This window comes from Porticoccus litoralis (assembly GCF_030676955.1).
Taxonomy (GTDB): domain Bacteria; phylum Pseudomonadota; class Gammaproteobacteria; order Pseudomonadales; family Porticoccaceae; genus Porticoccus; species Porticoccus litoralis.
In genome coordinates, this window is the sequence record NZ_JAUUUU010000005.1 from 86,475 (window position 1) to 104,449 (window position 17,975).

Here is a 17,975-nt window from a genome sequence, read left to right on the forward strand (position 1 = left end):
AAGAAAACTCCATGCCCCGATATTTCCGAACGACCGTACTAGTAGTTTTGTCGCTTCTCGCTGGCTGTGCACAGCAAGCCGTCGAGCAAGCCAAAAACACCTCGCCAAACGCCGTTCCACAGCAAACCGTCCTGACACAATCCCCCAGCAGACCAGCCCTCCAGCAAAAGCCTTCAAAAAAACCGGTAATATTTACCTCCTATGAGACACCGGCCTCTATTGAAATAGAAGAGGATATTTGGCAACGCATCCGCAATGGCATGGTGTTACAGGAGTATTTCGAGCATCCCGGCATTGCCCCACAGGTTGACTGGTACTCCAATAACCAGACTTATTTCGACCGTGTAATGGGCCGCGCCGAAATGTACCTCTATTACATTGTCGAACAATTGGAAAGCCGGGGGATGCCCCTTGAACTGGCGCTGCTACCAGTTGTGGAAAGCGCCTACGACCCATTTGCCTACTCAAACAGTCATGCGTCGGGGCTGTGGCAGTTTATACCGGATACTGGTACCAGGTTTGGCCTGCGCCGTGACTGGTGGTACGACGGACGTCGCGATCCCATCGCTGCAACGGAAGCAGCCATTCAGTACCTCCAGTACCTTTACAATTATTTTGATCAGGACTGGCTTCTCGCTCTAGCCGCTTATAACTGTGGTGAAGGCAATGTTCGACGCGCGATGAAACGAAACCGCAAAGCGGGCAAGCCCACAGACTTCTGGTCTCTTAAACTGCCCCGGGAAACACGCGCCTACGTGCCACAACTTCTGGCTGTCTCACGGGTGGTTTTAACACCCGAAGCGCACCAGATAGCCCTCCCCCACATTGATAATGCACCTTATTTCGATATTGTGGATATCCCCGACCAGCTGGATTTAGCGAAAGCGGCGGAATTAGCCAATTTGAACGAAGCTGAACTGCAACAACTGAATGCCGGCTATAGTCGCCTCGTCACGCATCCAGAGGGACCACACCGCATCCTGTTACCCATTGATCATACCCAGAGCTTCAAGCTGGCCCTGAATAGCACCCCAAGGGAACAGTGGGCACCCATCAAACAACATATTGTAAAGTCCGGAGATACTCTTTCGGAGATTGCCCGAAAAAATCGCGTTACTGTGAACCAACTGCGCAAACAGAACCATCTTAAAAACGACCTGTTGCGGATTGGTCAACGGCTTAAAATTCCTGGTTCCGGCGTGGATACACCCTTGGCAGGATACTCAAGAAGCTACCAGGTTAAGCAGGGAGACAGCCTGTGGAAGATTGCCAGAGATAATAAGGTCAGCGTTAAAGAGCTGGCCAAGTGGAACAACCTGAATATTCGCGAGCCGTTGCGACTAAATCAGGTCTTGAGCCTCTATACCGAGGGAGAGGCGCTGCCAACCAAACAAAAGAAAGTCCGTTACAAGGTACGCCGGGGAGATTCGTTTTACCGGATCGCCCAGGAGTTTGACCTCAGCATCAACGATATCCTGAAATGGAATAATCTGAATACCAAACACCTGCTGAAACCGGGGCAGCAATTAACTCTCTTCGTCGATGTCCTGAAAATATAAGCTACTGTCAGCGGGTGGCGTCATAGCCCAGTTCAGTCTTTGCCTTAACCTCATCAGCAGACTCGGTTTCAACACATTTCTCCGGATCATCCCCACAGATTTCGCAAACGTAATCTTTCTCACCCAATGCTGCACCCACACCACCACAGGATCCTTTCAGAGGTTTTTTACCCATAATCACGCCAATAGCCATACCGCAGATGATTAAGAGCACTAAGACAAAAGCAAGAAAAACTTCAAGCACAACTATTCTCCTGACAGATAAGGGGCAAAGGCCGACGAGTAATAGGCCTTGAACTCAGCCTCTTCTTTGACCAATAGATAAATGGCAAGGTCATTTTTTTCAGCTAACGCCAGTGATTCAGCGTGACCCATTACCATCAGTCCAGTCGCCAGCGCATCGGCAGAGGCCGTGTCCTCTGCAATCACTGTCACTGAAGCCAATTGGTGTGTGATCGGGAAACCCGTGCGGGGGTCTATGGTATGGGAATAGCGCCTCCCTCCCCGCTCGAAATAATTACGGTAATCCCCTGAAGTCGCAATGGCTGCATTGCCGAGGGTCAATGCCTGCTGCACCTCCCGGCGTTCCAATGTAGGGCTTTCGATGGCGATGCGCCAAGGTTGGCCATTCGCTTTAAGACCGTTGGTTCGCAGTTCTCCACCCACTTCAACCAAGTAGTTCACAAGGCCGTGGGAGGTCAGCAACTCGGCAACCACATCTACTGCAAAGCCCTTGGCTACCGCCGACAAATCCAACTGTATGTCTGCGGTGCGCCTGGCACTTGCTGCGCCATGATCGACTGCCAATTTCCCAAAACCGATACGACCAAGTTGTGTTTTAATTTTTGACAGCTCCGGCACCTTGTCCTGAGACGGATCGGGGCCAAATCCCCACAGATTGACCAATGGCCCGACGGTGGGGTCGAAGGCACCTCCCGTCAACTGGAAAACCTGATCAGATATACCTAATACACGCATCATCGGTTGTGACAACGACATTGTTTCACCGACTGGAGTCCGGTTTAAGGACATCAGCTCGGAGTCTGTCTGGTAAGTACTGAAGGTGCTGTCGAGACTCTCAAGGGTGCTCTGAATCGTCTTCCCGAAGTTGTCCGGCACTGGCACTCCAGCGGGCACCACCTTGACCTGATAGGTAGTCCCCATCGTCAACCCACTGAAGACATATTGTTCCGGTGTCTCGGAGCATGCCACAAGCAACAATGAAATAAGCAGAACAAACAAAAACGAGGCCTCTGGCCCCGTTTTTGTTTTTCTTGTTATTAGAGAAGTAATCATTAACCACCAAAGTCATCAAGGAAGATATTATCTCGTTCGACACCGAGGTCGACAAGCATCTTGATAACAGCGGCATTCATCATTGGCGGCCCACACATGTAATATTCACAATCTTCCGGAGCCGGATGATCTTTAAGGTAGTTTTCAAACAGCACCTGGTGGATGAAACCCGTCAGGCCCTCCCAGTTGTCTTCCGGCTGGGGGTCTGACAAAGCCAGGTGCCAATCAAAGTTTTCGTTTTCTGCCGCCAGTTCATCATACTCTTCAGAGTAGAAGCACTCGCGCAATGAACGGGCGCCGTACCAGAAAGAAATTTTTCGATCAGTTTTGATACGACGCAGCTGGTCAAAGATATGAGAGCGCATCGGCGCCATACCGGCACCACCACCGATAAAGACCATTTCGTTATCAGTATCCTTGGCGAAGAACTCACCAAACGGACCATATACTTTTACCTTGTCACCGGGCTTCAGGTTAAATACCCAGGAAGACATGATGCCCGGGGGAATACCCTGTGCACCGGGAGGGGGAGTAGCACAGCGAATATTGAACTTAACCACACCCTTCTCTTCCGGGTAGTTGGCCATGGAGTAAGCGCGGATCGTGGTCTCATCCACAATCGATTCGAGATTGAAGAAACCGAAGCGCTCCCAGTCGCCACGGTATTCCTCTTCGATTTCGAAGTCGCTGTATTTGACGTGATGGGGCGGACATTCCAACTGAACATAACCACCAGCGCGGAAGTCGACGTTCTCGCCTTCCGGAAGACGCAGAGTCAACTCCTTGATGAAAGTTGCAACGTTCGGGTTGCTATCTACCGTGCACTCCCACTGCTTCACACCGAAGACTTCTTCAGGTACTTCCACTTTCATGTCCTGTTTGACCGGGGTCTGACAAGACAGGCGCCAACCTTCATTGGCTTCACGGCGCGTAAAGTGAGCTTCCTCTGTGGGCAGCATGGAGCCACCACCGTCAGTCACAATACATTTGCACTGGGCACAGCTACCACCGCCACCACAAGCAGAAGGCAGAAACAGGCCAGCAGAAGACAGTGTCTGCAACAACTTATCACCGGCAGGTACTGTAATGGTTTTCTCACCATTAATATCAATGGTGACGTCACCTGAGCTCACAAGGCGAGCACGGGCGGCAAGAATAAACGCCACTAACGCCAACACCACTACGGTGAACATCACGACGCCGAGTATGATTTCCAGATTCATTATCTATCTTCTCCTCGCCGATTACAGATCAATACCGCCGAAAGACATAAAGCCCAACGACATCAGTCCGACAGTGATAAAGGTTATGCCCAGACCTTGCAGGCCAGCGGGAACATCACTGTATTTCAACTTCTCGCGTACACCTGCCAGTGCAATGATCGCAAGCGCCCAGCCAACACCGGCGCCAAAGCCAAAGACAGTACTCTCCGCCAGATCGTAGTCGCGCTCCACCATAAAGAGGGATGCGCCCATAATGGCACAGTTCACTGTAATCAGCGGCAGGAATACACCCAGAGCGTTATAAAGAGCCGGAACATATTTATCTAGGAACATTTCCATGATCTGTACGATCGCGGCGATCACACCGATGTAGCTGAGCAGGCCAAGGAAACTCAGGTCAACATTTTCCATGCCCTCTATACCAGTCCAGGTCAACGCCCCTTCGGACAGTAGATAGGTATAGATAAGGTTATTGGCAGGAACCGTAATGGTCAGCACCACAATAACCGCAATACCCAAACCGATAGCCGCCTGTACTTTTTTGGAGATCGCTAGGAATGTACACATACCCAGGAAAAAGGCCAGCGCCATGTTTTCGATAAAAACAGAGCGCACAAACAAACCGAGTAAATGTTCCATCAGGCAACCTCCCCTTTCGGTGTATTTGGAGCAATCTTGTATTCAGGAGCTTCAACCTGAGATTTTTTCCAGGAACGCAGTGCCCAGATAAACAGACCGATCAGGAAGAAAGCACTCGGTGGCAGCAACAACAAGCCATTAGGCACATACCAGCCATCGTTACTTGCCAGTGGCAGAATCTCAAAACCGAACAGTTTACCGGAACCAAACAGCTCACGAATAAAGGCCAGTACCAACAGGATCACACTGTATCCCAGGCCGTTTCCGATGCCATCCAGGAAGCTGGGGATTGGCGGGTTTTTCATGGCATAGGCTTCAGCGCGACCCATCACAATACAGTTGGTAATGATCAGCCCCACAAATACCGACAGCTGCTTGCTGATATCGTAAGCCACAGCCTTGAGGATCTGATCAACCACAATAACCAGCGATGCAATAATCGTCATCTGCACAATAATGCGGATACTGGAAGGAATGTGATTGCGGATCATCGACACAAACATGCTCGAGAAAGCTGTCACCAGCGTCAGAGCAACGCACATCACAAATGAGACCTGGAGGCTGGAGGTAACCGCCAGCGCAGAACAAATACCAAGGATCTGCAACGCAATCGGGTTGTTGTCGAAAATTGGATTTAATAAAACATCTTTTGTTTTCGTCGCCATGATCAGGCCTCCCCTGCGCGCAAGTTAGCCAGGAATGGAGCAAAACCGTTATCGCCCATCCAAAATTTAATCAGGTTATCGACACCACGACTGGTTAGAGTCGCCCCGGACAGCCCATCAACCTGATGGGATGCTTCGGGCCGGGTGTTGTCAACAGCACCCTTGATAACCGTCAGTACCGCTTTGTTGTCTTCGCCGTAGGTTTCTTTACCAACCCACTTCGCTTTCCAACTGGGGTTATCAACCTCGCCACCCAGCCCGGGGGTTTCGGCGTGCTCATAAAAGCCAAGCCCCGCAACCGTATTGAGATCAGACTCCAGTGCGATAAAGCCATACAGGGTAGACCACAGGCCGTAGCCCTTGATCGGCAGAATAACTTTATCAATACCGGAATCGCCTTCAACAATGTAGACAAGGGCGTAGTCGGCGCGACGACCTATCTTCGCAATATCTTCGTCCTCACTCAGGTCTGTTGACATGGAGGGCACTTTCGCAGATTTGCGCTGGTCATAGCTGGAGACATCAACAGCATCGGTAAATTTACCGGTTTTCATGTCGACCGCACGGGTTGTCACATTGGCGAACTGCTCATCCACACTGACACCGGGTTTCAACATACCGGCTGCGGCCAGAATGTTGGTTTTCCGATCAAGGTCCTTGTTCAACTGCTGTGCAGGTCGCAACATGACCGCCGCAGTCGAAACAAAAACCGAACAGACGATACAGAGCGCCAGCGCGACGATAATAGTTTTGGAAGTCGAATCGTTACTAGCCACGTGCCACCCTCCGCTTGATATTCGCTTCAACCACAAAGTGGTCAATCAATGGTGCAAACAGGTTGGCGAACAAGATAGCCAACATCATACCCTCCGGAAACGCCGGGTTAACGACACGGATTAACACCACCATGACACCAATCAGGCCACCAAACCAGAGTTTGCCAGTATCCGTCATGGATGCAGACACAGGATCAGTTGCCATAAATACCATGCCAAAAGCAAAGCCACCCATCACCAGGTGCCAGTACCAGGGCACATTAAACATCGGGTTGGTATCAGAGCCGATCAGATTAAAGAGTGATGACAGCGCAATCATGCCGATCATTACCCCGGCCATAATCCGCCAGGAAGCAATGCGGTTTAGCAACAACAGCGCACCACCAATAAAGATCGCCAGGGTAGATGTCTCACCAATGGAACCGTGCATATTACCGAAGAACGCGTCCATCCAGGTCATCTGCTGCTGCAACACGTCCATACCCTGTTGTGCAGCCATGGACAGCGCGGTCGCTCCAGTATAGCCATCGACAGCAGTCCAGACCGCATCACCGGACATTTCAGCGGGGTAAGCAAAGAACAGGAAGGCCCTGCCGGTCAGTGCCGGGTTGAGGAAGTTCTTGCCGGTTCCGCCAAATACTTCTTTGCCAATCACCACACCAAAACTGATGCCCAGTGCCACCTGCCACAGGGGCATATCGGGGGGGCAGATCAGAGCAAAGAGAATCGATGTAACAAAAAACCCTTCGTTAACTTCGTGTCCGCGCACCATGGCAAACAGTACTTCCCAGAAGCCGCCAACAACAAAGGTCACCATGTAGATCGGTATAAAGTAGACCGCACCGTACCACATGCAATCCCAGATACTATTAGGGTCATGCCCCGCCAGCAGGGAAATCAGCGCACCGTGCCAGCCAGCGACGTCAGTGGTGCCGGTGGCTGCAAGAATAGTGTTAGCCTGAAAGCCCAGGTTGTACATGCCGTAAAACATGGCGGGGAAAGCCGCCAGCCAGACGGTGATCATAACCCGCTTCAGGTCAATGCCATCGCGAATATGTGATCCGTTTTTGGTCACCGAACCCGGCGAATAAAAAATGGTATCGGCGGCCTCATAGAGGGCAAACCATTTATGCCACTTGCCACCTTCTTCGAAGTGCGGCTCGATCTTGTCGAGATAGTTACGCAACGCTTTCACTATCAGCCCTCCTTCTCAATACGGGTCAGATTATCGCGAAGAATCGGACCGTATTCGTACTTGCCCACACACACGTAGGTGCAAAGCGCGAGATCTTCTTCATCCAATTCCAGACAGCCCAGCTTTTGTGCTGTCTCGGTATCGCACACGATCAAGGAGCGCAGCAGCTGTGTCGGCAAGATATCCAATGGCATAACCTTCTCGTAGTTACCCAGCGGCACCATGGCACGCTCACTGCCGTTGGTATTGGTAGTGAAATCAAAGGTCTGACCTTTATTCAGGGATGAGAGGTAAATTGGCATTGCTGAGTGACGATTGCCACCCAGAGACAGATAGCGGAAAAACTCCCGCATACGGCCTTCCAATAACACAGACACTTGACTGTGGTAACGGCCCAGGTAGGCAAAATCACCTGCGGCATTGCGACCAGACAACACAGAACCCGAAATCACCCGGTTCTCGCCCGCTTTCAGTTGACCCGCTGTTAAATCGCTCAGGCTGGCACCCAGACGTGTGCGCAACAGTTGCGGTTTCTCTACTTGGGGACCTGCGAGCGCAATCACGCGTCGGGTATCCAACTGTCCGGTGGTAAACAGCGCACCAATTGCCATCACGTCCTGATAGCCAATGGTCCAAACAGTTTTCTTCACACTGACTGGATCGACAAAATGGATATGGGTGCCTGCCAGACCTGCAGGGTGTGGCCCTGCAAAACTATTGACCTGAACTCCAGCCACTTCACCGCCAGCGACCTGGCTGCCTTCAGCGTGGCAGAGGTGTACGGCACCATCGGTAAGTCGCTTAAGAACTTTAAGGCCATTGGCAAAGTCATCGCTGCGCTCGGCAATAATCAGTGCCGGGTCTGCCGCCAACGGATTAGTATCCATAGCGGTCACAAAAATGGAATTGGGGACATCAGCGGCGGGTGAAGGAATCTTGGAGTATGGGCGAGTACGCAACGCAGTCCACAAACCAGATTTCACGAGGTTGTCGACGACGGCTGAACGCTCCAGTTGCTCCAGCTCGGCAGCACCGTACTGGGCGAAAGTCTCCTGTTCATCACCATCGATATCAATCACAACGGAGTGCAACACACGTCGCTCACCGCGATTGATAGCGGAAATGACACCGGCTGCGGGTGCAGTGAAACACACGCCTTCGGTTTTCTTGTCAGTGAAAAGTAACTGGCCCAGTTTTACCCTGTCGCCCTCTTTGACAGCCATAGTGGGTTTCATGCCCACATAGTCAAAGCCTACAACTGCGACGGAATTCACTTTGGGCCCATCGTGAATGACTTGCTCGGGTGAGCCCGAAATCGGTAAGTCCATTCCGCGACGGATCTTGATCATAGGTTGTGCCTACTGATGCGGTTTATGATTTTTCGCTCTAATCAAAGAGCCCCAATTTTTTATCGCTTGCCTGCGACAAAAGGCAACGGTGGTAACCGTCACCCGACTGCAGCAAAAACAGCCCACGTCTGGCCGACAATGCTGACCAACAAAACGCCGGGATTATAAAGGTCAGCGCCACCCATTACCAGTGCGAAAGGAAGGGCTATTCGCCCTGAGACCAGCATTTCCGCACCAGTGACAGCCCGGCCACAAAAAAGCCGCAACAAAGTGCGGCTTCATTTTTGTCAGGATTTCGGGTACATGGCCCAGGAAAGCCCAGCCAGTTTTTCCAGGCAGCGAACTACCTGACAGCTGTACCCAAACTCATTGTCGTACCAGCAGTAAAGTACGACGCTGTCACCACTAACGATAGTCGCCTCGGAATCAAAAATACAGGCATGTCTGGAACCAACAAAGTCGGTGGACACTGCTTCCGAGGAAATGGTGTAGTCAATCTGTTGCTGCAAAGGTGAATACAGGGCCACCTTGCGCATATATTCATTCAGCTCTTCTTTGGTGGTCTCACGGCCCAACTGCAAATTCAGAATTGCCATAGATACATTTGGCGTCGGTACCCGAATCGCATTACCGGTGAGCTTGCCACCCAATTCCGGCAACGCCTTGGCCACTGCTTTGGCTGCACCGGTTTCAGTGATAACCATATTCAGCGGTGCGCTACGGCCCCGACGGGAACCCTTGTGATAGTTATCAATCAGGTTCTGGTCATTGGTGTAGGAGTGAACGGTTTCCACATGGCCGCGCTCGATGCCATAGTCATCCATCAGCGCCTTCAGAACCGGCACGATGGCGTTGGTGGTGCAGGACGCTGCAGAAATGATTTTGGAATCAGGAGTGATCTCACCCTGGTTGATGCCGTAAACAATATTGGGAATATCACCTTTACCGGGCGCCGTCAGAATTACCTTGCCTGCGCCGGGGCACTTCAGGTGTTGACCCAGACCATCTTCATCGCGCCAGACACCGGTGTTATCCACCACGATGGCATTACTGATGCCGTATTCGGTGTAATCCACTTCCTCGGGTGAATTGGCATAAATCACTTGGATGGGGTTGCCGTTACACACCAGGATATTTTTGTCTTCCAGGACACGAATGGTGCCATCAAATGCACCATGAACCGAATCCCTGCGCAGCAGACTGGCACGCTTGGCCAGATCGTCTGCACTTTTGCCCTTGCGGACTACGATAGCGCGCAAACGAAGCAGGTCACCACTGCCGGTTTTTTCCAGCAACAGGCGCGCAAGCAGTCGACCGATACGACCGAAACCATACAGCACAATATCCTGGGGCTGAGGCAGCGGCTTGCGCATACAGCCAATATCGTCACCCACCTCGCGCTGCAGGAAGGCGGTCATATCTTCACCGTTGCCAGATTCCTGGTACTTTACGGTGAGCTTGCCGATATCGATGTGGGCAGGCCCCAAATCCATTTCGGCCAACGCTTTGATCAGAGGAAAGGTTTCAAACTCGGAAAGCTCGTTGTGCTCGATTTGACGGACAAAACGGTGTGCCTTCATCAGCTCGATCACTGAGCGGTTCACCATATTCCGGCCGTACATATAGAGAGACACATTGTTCTCACGATAGAGCTTGCCAATCAATGGAATCATGGCTTCTGCCAGCGCTTCGCGCTCTTTCCAGTCGGCAAAAAAATCGGCGGGAACGGGGCGGTTTTGTTCAGTCACTTGGTCAACCTCTCGCTAGATTCAAGGAGCTTTGCGGAGCACAGTCCGTCGAGGGGCGCTATTATCGGTATTCAGTGTTTTCAGAGCAACTAAGACTGGTGAATATCTGGTACTTCAGTTCATCTATGGTTGATTTGGGTCAGCAAAGCCCAATTTTCGATGCCGACTGGCACCCTCCTAGAGAGGAATAAACGCCATGGTTGCCACATTCTGTGCCACAGCCTTGATCACCCGCTGATTTTTCTGTGCCGTGATTGTGGCAATCATATCCTGCAAGGCGATCAGCTTGCCGAACAGCCTTTCGTAGCTCAGGTTGCGCCGCTCCCCGCGCCAGCTGTTCATGACAATCAGGGGGTTATTATCGGCATCAACACCACGTGCAATCCGCCACAAGGCAATCTCGATATTGCGAGCGCTGTGGTAAAGCTTTTGATGGTCAAGTTCCGAGAAAAGGTAGAAGTCATATTGATAATCGTAGGATTCTCGAATCATATCGGTTAAACCAACGACAAGCGCAAACACACGATCACCCTTATAGGCAGGATCAACGGATAGCTCAATGGCCTGGGTCCCCGTCACCGGCAGCTCGGCAAACTGCAATCTGCCAGGCACATCAAAAATCTGAGAGACACGCTGCTCAATCGTAGGGTCACTGCCTTTGTGAAGCTCTCTCGGGTTGCGCTTATAGAGCTTTACCGTCAACTTTCTCAACAAGGATTCCACTTCCCGGTAATGGGCGTCGGACACCATGTCGATATCCGTCTTGGCCAGGTTCTTCACCTGGAAAGGAGAACTTCCACAGGCCACCAGTAGCAGGCATATCCAGCACAGTATGAGTTTGCGCGTGAGCGTCACAACAATTCCCTAGCAGACATATCAATCTCCAAACGGCCTCGCTAAAATACCACACCTCAATTCCCCGACCACAAAGTACTTTTCCAGCATGTCGATTTTGTCACTTCCGCCACTCAATGCTCCCGGCGACAGACGCCTTTGGCAGGGAGTCTACGGAGCTGGCACCGCCCTCACCATTGCAGAGGCCAGCCAACAACACCAGGGGCTTACCCTGGTGATTACCGACACAGCAAAAACGGCGATGGAGCTGGAAATAGAACTGCGTTTTTTCCTGGACGACAACTATCCGGTTTTCCACTTTCCTGACTGGGAAACCCTCCCCTACGATCTGTTCTCTCCGCACCAGGACATCATTTCGGAGCGGCTACGTACCCTGTTCAGGTTGCCACAGGCCAACACCGGTGTGGTAGTTGTCCCTGTCAGCACACTGATGCACCGCCTGCCCCCCAGGGAGTTCGTCAGCCAGCGCGCCTTTGACTACTCTACCGGGGATCACGTCAATCTGGACGAACTCCGCGGACAACTGGAAGCCGCGGGCTACCACTGCGTGGATACGGTGGTGGAACATGGGGAGTTTGCGGTGCGCGGCGCCCTGATCGATATTTTCCCCATGGGAGCGAACAGGCCGTTTCGTATTGATCTGTTTGATGACGAAATTGAAACGTTGCGTACATTTGATCCGGAAACCCAGCGTACCCTGGAACAGTCCGACACCATCTGCCTGCTGCCGGCCCGGGAAGTACCGCTGGATAAGGCCGCCATCAAACGGTTTCAGGACAACTGGCTGTCGCGGTTTGATGTAGATGAACGCCGCTGCCCGGTGTTTCGCGATGTCAGCGAAGGTATTCCTTCCCAAGGTGTTGAATATTTTCTACCCCTATTTTTTGAGCACTGCGTCAGCCTGTTTTCCTACCTTCCGGAAAACTGCCAGCTCTTCTCTGCGGGTCCCATAGAGCAGGCGGCAGAGAAATTCTGGCAGGATGCCACCCAGCGTTACCAGGAATACAACGTCGACCCTTGCCGCCCACTGCTGCCACCCAAAGATGTCTTTATCCCGGTTGAAGAGCTATTCGCGTCACTGAAAACCTACCCGCGCACTGCACTGCGCGACCAAACCACAGATGGTAAGCCCAGTCTGTCGTTGGGCTTATGTGCATTGCCCGATGTCAGTGTGGACGCCAAAGCTGATGCCCCACTCCAGAAGTTCTCAACCTTTTTGGAAAACACCGAACAGCGTGTTCTGATCTGCGCCGAATCCGCGGGGCGTCGCGAAAGTCTGCTGGAGCTGTTGCACCAAGCCAAAATAAAGCCCACGAATGTCAGTGACTGGCAAAGTTTTGTCGCAGGCTGCGACACCCTCAGCATCACAACCTTTCCACTCATCCGGGGCTTCAGTCTAGAGACCCCTCCCCTGGCCGTCATTTCGGAAACAGAATTATTCGGCCAGCAGGTAATGCAGCGTCGGCGCCGCAGCAAACAACGGGAAGACGCAGATCAGGTTATTAAAAACCTTACGGAACTGCGTGTCGGCGCACCGGTAGTCCATATGGATCATGGTGTTGGTCGATACCTGGGCCTGCAGACCATTGATGCTGCCGGGGAGACCCAGGAATTTCTGACCCTGCAATACGCGGATGACGCCAAACTCTACGTCCCGGTATCGTCACTGCACATGATCAGCCGTTACAGCGGCTCAGAAGAAGAACTCGCCCCACTGCACAGGCTCGGTAGTGAACAATGGCAAAAAGCCAAAAATAAGGCGCTAAAACAGATACGCGACACCGCCACAGAGCTGCTGGACATCTACGCAACCCGGGCTGCGCGCAAGGGCTTTGCCTGCCGGGACCCGGAAGCGGAATACCGGGCTTTCTGTGCTGACTTTCCCTTTGAGGAAACCCCGGACCAACTGGAAACCATCGAAGCCGTCAAGAAAGATATGCTGGCGGAACAACCTATGGACCGTCTGGTTTGCGGCGATGTGGGGTTCGGCAAAACCGAGGTGGCGATGCGTGCCGCCTTTATTGCAGTCGCCAGCGGCAAACAGGTCGTGATGCTGGTGCCCACCACACTGCTGGCCCACCAGCACCTGGAAAACTTCCGTGACCGCTTCGCCAACTGGCCTGTAACCATTGAAGAGCTTTCCCGTTTCCGGACGGAAAAAGAACAGCAGCAAGTGCTCGAGCGCGCATCCGTGGGCAAGGTGGATATCCTCATCGGCACACACAAACTGCTACATGCGAAGGTCAATTATCAGAACCTGGGGCTGCTTATTATTGATGAAGAACATCGCTTCGGGGTTCGTCAGAAAGAAAAGATTAAAGCACTGCGCGCAGAAGTGGATATTCTTACCCTGACGGCCACCCCGATTCCCCGGACACTCAACTTATCCATGTCCGGCGTACGCGACCTCTCGATTATCGCCACACCTCCGGCGCGCAGATTGTCGGTAAAGTCTTTTATACGGCAGAGCGATCCGAGGGTCATTCGCGAGGCTGTGCTGCGGGAAATTCTGCGTGGCGGACAGGTTTACTTTCTGCACAACGAGGTCAAGAGCATCGCCAAAACGGCCCAGGAACTACAGGAACTGATCCCGGAAGCACGTCTGGAAATTGCCCATGGGCAGATGCGCGAGCGGGAACTGGAAAAGGTGATGTCCGACTTCTATCACCAGCGCTTCAATGTGCTGGTGTGCACCACGATCATTGAAACCGGTATCGACATCCCCAGTGCTAATACTATTCTGATCGATCGCGCCGACAAGTTGGGTCTCGCGCAACTGCATCAACTGCGTGGCCGGGTGGGCCGCTCACACCACCAGGCCTATGCCTACCTGCTAACGCCGGAACCCAAGGCCATGACCGACGATGCCGTCAAACGGCTGGAAGCCATCAGTGCCGCAGATCATCTCGGTTCGGGCTTCACATTGGCAACCCACGACCTGGAAATTCGCGGTGCCGGCGAATTGCTGGGGGAAGATCAGAGTGGCCATATCCAGTCCATCGGTTTTACCCTCTACATGGAATTGCTTGACCGAGCGGTAGACGCCATCCGCAAGGGAAAGTCTATTGAACTCGATATTCCTCTCAGTGAAGACATTGAAATCAATCTCAATATTCCGGCATTGATTCCCGAAGACTTCCTCCCCGATGTACACATGCGATTGATCATGTACAAACGCATTGCCAACGCACAATCCGATGAGGAGCTCAAAGAGCTGCAAGTGGAAATGATTGATCGTTTTGGCCTGTTGCCCGACCACCTGAAAAACCTGTTCAGAGTCACAGCCCTGAAACTTGAAGCGCGCCAACTGGGTATCTGTAAGGTAGAATCCGGGCCAAGCGGTGGACGAGTCGAGTTTGGCAGTGATACGGTGGTCGAACCGCTAACCATTGTGCAAATGGTGCAGAAAGAGCCCAAAATTTTCTCTTTGCAAGGCGCCTCAACTCTGAAGTTTGCCATACCAACCAGCACAACCGAGCAGAGACTGGTTCAGATACAGGCACTATTGGAAAGACTCACTCCAAAGGAAAAAGGACGTCAATGAAACCCTCATTCCGCCAGACTGCTGCCCTGCTGTTTCTATTATTGCCAACGCTTTCGCTGGCCGAAGAGACACTGCCCTGGTATCAGGTGGAAATTCTGGTATTGACACAACAGGATCTCTACGGCGACGAAAAACACCGCACTGACGTCGAACTTAGCTACCCGCAAAACTGGCTGACACTGGAAGGTTCCGAGCTGCGTATACCTCCTGCACCCCTGCTGGAATCCTCCGAGGTTACAACAGAACTTCCAGACAACATCTCTTCAGACAGTCTCGACGCTTCTGGCCCTGAAGGCATATCAAAAGCAGAGCCATCAACTGACAAAGCAAAATCTTTTGTGCTGCTCGATAAAAAAGACTATGAACTCGGTCCTGAAAATTACACCTTGGGCAGGGCCTCGGGGTATCGGGTGCTGTTGCACTGGGCATGGCGTCAACCCGGACTGGATATCGACAACAGCCCCTGGGTGCTGCTGGCCGGCGGTGAGCAATACGGCGAGCATCACGAACTGGAGGGCAGCCTGCGCATCGTGCTAAATCGCTACTTGCACGTTCAGGCCAACCTCTGGCATACCCGCTTTGGACAACTGCAACCCGCAATGCCGGTTACAGAGACCGCCATCGAACCATCTGATCTGGTGGCCGATGATCAACAGAGCACTGTCGATAACGCAGTTTCACCTACCTGGCCTGGTCTGCCTGGCCAGCCGTGGCGGGAAACTGTCGAAGCACCGCAATCGGGCACAAACTTCCCGGAGTCCATCAATCAGGCTGACACTCCCGCCTGGACATTTGAAACGCCAAAGTTTTCGATCAATGACCTTGTCACGCTGAACCAGTCTACGCGCCTTCAACTTGGGGAGCTGACCTATCTGGACCACCCTAATCTGGGTGTACTGGTGCTTGTGAACCGTTACGAGAATTCCGAGGAAAACACACCCTAAGGTATTTATTTTCCGTCGTTGCGGGTGCCCGGCCTCTTCGACATCTGCTCAGCTCTGTCCACAAAACGCCCCAGACCTGAACGCTTGTCCGCCAACTTGTTGGCTGATGACGATTCCCCACGGGATCGCTGTTCAATCACTTTCTCAGCACTGCTGCTCTCACAGGGGCGATCACTGAAGGTGGTTTTGCCCCTGCTGTCGACACATTTGAACACCTGGGCGCCTGCTGGAGTGATAGCCAGCAAAAACAGTGACATCATAGCGATTCGTATCAAGGTCAGTGGTCTGACACTCATGACAAATCACTGCAAGCCGAGGCCAGCAAACGGCGTACAACAGGCATACGCAAGGCCATCATCGCCTCTATTTTCTCCATGGAAATCGGTTCAGCGGCTAGACCCGCCGCCATATTGACCACCAGTGCCAAACACGCATAAGGAAGACCCAGCTCACGGGCCAGAGCAGCTTCCGGCATACCCGTCATGCCAACGATGTCACAGCCATCATTCGCCATACGCCTGATTTCCGCCGCGGTTTCCAGTCGAGGTCCCTGGGTGACCCCGTGGACGCCTTCGCCATGGACAGGCAACCCACTGGCAATGGCAGCCTTTAACAGCGTTTCACGCAGGGGCTTGTCATAGGGCTCGGTAAAATCAACATGCTGCAAGGCCGACCCCGCACCATCTGAATAGGTGTGCTCCCTGTTCCAGGTATAGTCGATGACCTGATCGGGAATCACCAAATCACCGGGACACATTTCACCGTTGATGCCACCCACCACGTTAACGGCAAGCACCGCGTCAACACTCATGGCCTGCAAGGCCGCCAGGTTGGCCCGGTAATTCACCCTGTGTGGCGGAATATGGTGAGCTTCACCATGGCGGGCAATAAAAGTGACCTCGCAGCCATTCAGACTGCCGCATACCAGCTGATCTGAAGGCTTGCCCCAGGGGGTATCCACAGCCTGACGTTGGGTGACCTCCAGCTCATCCAGGGCATATAAGCCGCTGCCTCCGATAATGCCAATTTTCATGAGGTCATATCACTCCCTGGATGCCGCGGGTTATCTGGCATTCTCCAGCTGGGTACCCAACAATTTAATGTCATCGGGCACATGAATCGTGGAGGTGGGGAATGCGATTTCTGCCCCGTGATCGGCAATGATGTCACTGATTTTCAACAGCACATCCTGCTTAATCTCATGGAACAGTACCCACTGTGTGGTCTTGGTGAAGGTATAGATAAAAAAGTTGATAGAGGAGGCACCGAATGACACGAAATTCACGATCATTGTCTGCTCTTGATCAATCTCTGGGTGACTGCGTAGCATCGCTTTGACGTCTTCGACGATCGCAGACATCTTGCCGATATCGTCGTAGCGAATGCCAATGGTCTCGTAGATGCGGCGGTTGAGCATCCTCGAAGGGTTTTCAACAGAAATATTGTTAAACACGGCATTGGGAATATACAGCGGTCGCTTGTCAAAGGTCCGGATGCGGGTCAAACGCCAGCCAATATCCTCCACGGTGCCTTCAATTTCCTTATCGGGAGAACGCACCCAGTCACCGACCTTGAACGGTCGATCCAGATAGATCATCAATCCCCCAAAAAAATTTGCCAGCAAATCCTTGGCGGCAAAACCCACCGCCAGACCACCGATACCGCCGAATGCCAACACACCGGAAATACTGTAACCAAAAGCCTGCATGGCGATCAGGATTGCAGTGATGATCACCGAGGCACGCACCAGCTTGCCAATGGCCTTGACCGTGGTTTCATCCATCGGCTCCTGCATGTATTCCGGGTGTACCAGGTTACGCTCCACACGCCTGACCAGGTTCACCAGGAACAATGCAGCCAGGAAAATAATCGCCACCCGATTCACCGGTGCCACCAGGCTATACCATTCTGACTCTGCGGCCCTTGCCGCCACAGCTGCAGCCATGTTGACACCGAGTATCCAGATCGCCCAGACAGCAGGCCGGCGACAGGCTTCGATCAGAGCGTCGTCCCAAACATTGGTAGAACGTGCGGCATGGATTTCCAGAAAATTGATAAATTTGTTCGCCAGATAACCAAGCATCAGGGCAATAAGCACAATCAGGAATATCTCTACCATCCACAGGTAGTCATCACTGATAAAACGTACCAACCAGTCCTCGAATATCTGCATCGTTATTGA

Annotated in this window: 16 protein-coding genes; 3 read left to right on the forward strand and 13 right to left on the reverse strand. The window is 52.5% G+C overall.

Annotation, left to right across the window (positions count from 1 at the left end; genetic code table 11):
* Nucleotides 1-11: 11 nt before the first annotated feature.
* A complete protein-coding gene (locus Q8A57_RS09445) occupies nt 12-1,559 on the forward strand; it encodes a LysM peptidoglycan-binding domain-containing protein (RefSeq protein ID WP_305170855.1) in 1,548 nt (515 codons plus the stop codon).
* A gap of 7 nt (nt 1,560-1,566) precedes the next feature.
* Here the strand turns inward: Q8A57_RS09445 and nqrM are convergent, their stop codons facing one another.
* From nqrM to Q8A57_RS09495, 10 genes are all read right to left on the reverse strand, one after another.
* On the reverse strand, nt 1,567-1,803 hold the full coding sequence (gene nqrM / locus Q8A57_RS09450; RefSeq protein WP_305170856.1) for a (Na+)-NQR maturation NqrM: 237 nt from the start codon (nt 1,801-1,803) through the stop codon (nt 1,567-1,569).
* Nucleotides 1,804-1,805: 2 nt separating this feature from the next.
* Complete coding sequence (locus tag Q8A57_RS09455) at nt 1,806-2,801, reverse strand: FAD:protein FMN transferase (RefSeq protein WP_305170857.1); 996 nt, start codon at nt 2,799-2,801, stop codon at nt 1,806-1,808.
* Between the two features lie 53 nt (nt 2,802-2,854).
* The gene (gene nqrF / locus Q8A57_RS09460) at nt 2,855-4,078 is read right to left on the reverse strand and encodes an NADH:ubiquinone reductase (Na(+)-transporting) subunit F (protein ID WP_305170858.1); all 1,224 of its coding nucleotides are present in this window, start codon (nt 4,076-4,078) and stop codon (nt 2,855-2,857) included.
* Between the two features lie 21 nt (nt 4,079-4,099).
* Complete coding sequence (gene nqrE, locus Q8A57_RS09465) at nt 4,100-4,717, reverse strand: NADH:ubiquinone reductase (Na(+)-transporting) subunit E (protein WP_305170859.1); 618 nt, start codon at nt 4,715-4,717, stop codon at nt 4,100-4,102.
* A complete protein-coding gene (locus tag Q8A57_RS09470) occupies nt 4,717-5,382 on the reverse strand; it encodes an NADH:ubiquinone reductase (Na(+)-transporting) subunit D (protein WP_305170860.1) in 666 nt (221 codons plus the stop codon). The genes nqrE and Q8A57_RS09470 overlap by 1 nt, the downstream gene beginning before the upstream one ends.
* A gap of 2 nt (nt 5,383-5,384) precedes the next feature.
* Nucleotides 5,385-6,158: a Na(+)-translocating NADH-quinone reductase subunit C gene (locus Q8A57_RS09475; RefSeq protein WP_305170861.1), complete on the reverse strand. Its 774-nt coding sequence runs from the start codon at nt 6,156-6,158 to the stop codon at nt 5,385-5,387.
* Nucleotides 6,151-7,353 carry an NADH:ubiquinone reductase (Na(+)-transporting) subunit B gene (locus tag Q8A57_RS09480; RefSeq protein ID WP_305170862.1) on the reverse strand — a complete coding sequence of 401 codons (1,203 nt, stop codon included), beginning with the start codon at nt 7,351-7,353 and terminating at the stop codon, nt 6,151-6,153. Before Q8A57_RS09480 ends, Q8A57_RS09475 begins: the two co-directional genes overlap by 8 nt.
* Before the next feature lie 2 nt (nt 7,354-7,355).
* Complete coding sequence (locus tag Q8A57_RS09485; protein WP_305170863.1) at nt 7,356-8,702, reverse strand: Na(+)-translocating NADH-quinone reductase subunit A; 1,347 nt, start codon at nt 8,700-8,702, stop codon at nt 7,356-7,358.
* A 287-nt stretch (nt 8,703-8,989) separates the two neighbouring features.
* Nucleotides 8,990-10,450, reverse strand: coding sequence for a glyceraldehyde-3-phosphate dehydrogenase (locus tag Q8A57_RS09490; RefSeq protein ID WP_305170864.1), 1,461 nt, complete (start codon nt 10,448-10,450; stop codon nt 8,990-8,992).
* Between the two features lie 177 nt (nt 10,451-10,627).
* The gene (locus Q8A57_RS09495) at nt 10,628-11,305 is read right to left on the reverse strand and encodes a hypothetical protein (RefSeq protein WP_305170865.1); all 678 of its coding nucleotides are present in this window, start codon (nt 11,303-11,305) and stop codon (nt 10,628-10,630) included.
* Between the two features lie 88 nt (nt 11,306-11,393).
* Between Q8A57_RS09495 and mfd the strand changes: the two genes are divergently transcribed.
* Together mfd and Q8A57_RS09505 are read left to right on the forward strand one after the other, a co-directional pair.
* The gene (gene mfd / locus Q8A57_RS09500; protein WP_305170866.1) at nt 11,394-14,849 is read left to right on the forward strand and encodes a transcription-repair coupling factor; all 3,456 of its coding nucleotides are present in this window, start codon (nt 11,394-11,396) and stop codon (nt 14,847-14,849) included.
* Nucleotides 14,846-15,793, forward strand: coding sequence for a CsiV family protein (locus tag Q8A57_RS09505; protein ID WP_305170867.1), 948 nt, complete (start codon nt 14,846-14,848; stop codon nt 15,791-15,793). Before mfd ends, Q8A57_RS09505 begins: the two co-directional genes overlap by 4 nt.
* Before the next feature lie 5 nt (nt 15,794-15,798).
* Here Q8A57_RS09505 and Q8A57_RS09510 read toward each other — a convergent pair whose 3' ends face one another.
* From Q8A57_RS09510 to Q8A57_RS09520, 3 genes are read right to left on the reverse strand one after another with little or no spacing between them, the layout of a single operon-like run.
* Nucleotides 15,799-16,089, reverse strand: coding sequence for a DUF4124 domain-containing protein (locus Q8A57_RS09510; RefSeq protein WP_305170868.1), 291 nt, complete (start codon nt 16,087-16,089; stop codon nt 15,799-15,801).
* On the reverse strand, nt 16,086-16,826 hold the full coding sequence (locus Q8A57_RS09515; protein WP_305170869.1) for an S-methyl-5'-thioinosine phosphorylase: 741 nt from the start codon (nt 16,824-16,826) through the stop codon (nt 16,086-16,088). The genes Q8A57_RS09510 and Q8A57_RS09515 overlap by 4 nt, the downstream gene beginning before the upstream one ends.
* Before the next feature lie 30 nt (nt 16,827-16,856).
* Entirely contained in the window at nt 16,857-17,966 is a 1,110-nt protein-coding gene (locus tag Q8A57_RS09520; RefSeq protein WP_305170870.1) for a mechanosensitive ion channel family protein, read from the reverse strand.
* Between the last annotated feature and the right edge of the window lie 9 nt (nt 17,967-17,975).

What these genes read in the sequence shown, in the direction of transcription:
- Q8A57_RS09470 (WP_305170860.1), bottom strand. Translation starts at nt 5,382, where the DNA reads ATGGCGACGAAAACAAAAGATGTTTTATTAAATCCAATTTTCGACAAC.
- Q8A57_RS09485 (WP_305170863.1), bottom strand. Translation starts at nt 8,702, where the DNA reads ATGATCAAGATCCGTCGCGGAATGGACTTACCGATTTCGGGCTCACCC.
- Q8A57_RS09515 (WP_305170869.1), bottom strand. Translation starts at nt 16,826, where the DNA reads ATGAAAATTGGCATTATCGGAGGCAGCGGCTTATATGCCCTGGATGAG.
- Q8A57_RS09445 (WP_305170855.1), top strand. Translation starts at nt 12, where the DNA reads ATGCCCCGATATTTCCGAACGACCGTACTAGTAGTTTTGTCGCTTCTC.
- Q8A57_RS09520 (WP_305170870.1), bottom strand. Translation starts at nt 17,966, where the DNA reads ATGCAGATATTCGAGGACTGGTTGGTACGTTTTATCAGTGATGACTAC.
- Q8A57_RS09505 (WP_305170867.1), top strand. Translation starts at nt 14,846, where the DNA reads ATGAAACCCTCATTCCGCCAGACTGCTGCCCTGCTGTTTCTATTATTG.
- nqrF (WP_305170858.1), bottom strand. Translation starts at nt 4,078, where the DNA reads ATGAATCTGGAAATCATACTCGGCGTCGTGATGTTCACCGTAGTGGTG.
- Q8A57_RS09510 (WP_305170868.1), bottom strand. Translation starts at nt 16,089, where the DNA reads ATGAGTGTCAGACCACTGACCTTGATACGAATCGCTATGATGTCACTG.
- mfd (WP_305170866.1), top strand. Translation starts at nt 11,394, where the DNA reads ATGTCGATTTTGTCACTTCCGCCACTCAATGCTCCCGGCGACAGACGC.
- nqrE (WP_305170859.1), bottom strand. Translation starts at nt 4,717, where the DNA reads ATGGAACATTTACTCGGTTTGTTTGTGCGCTCTGTTTTTATCGAAAAC.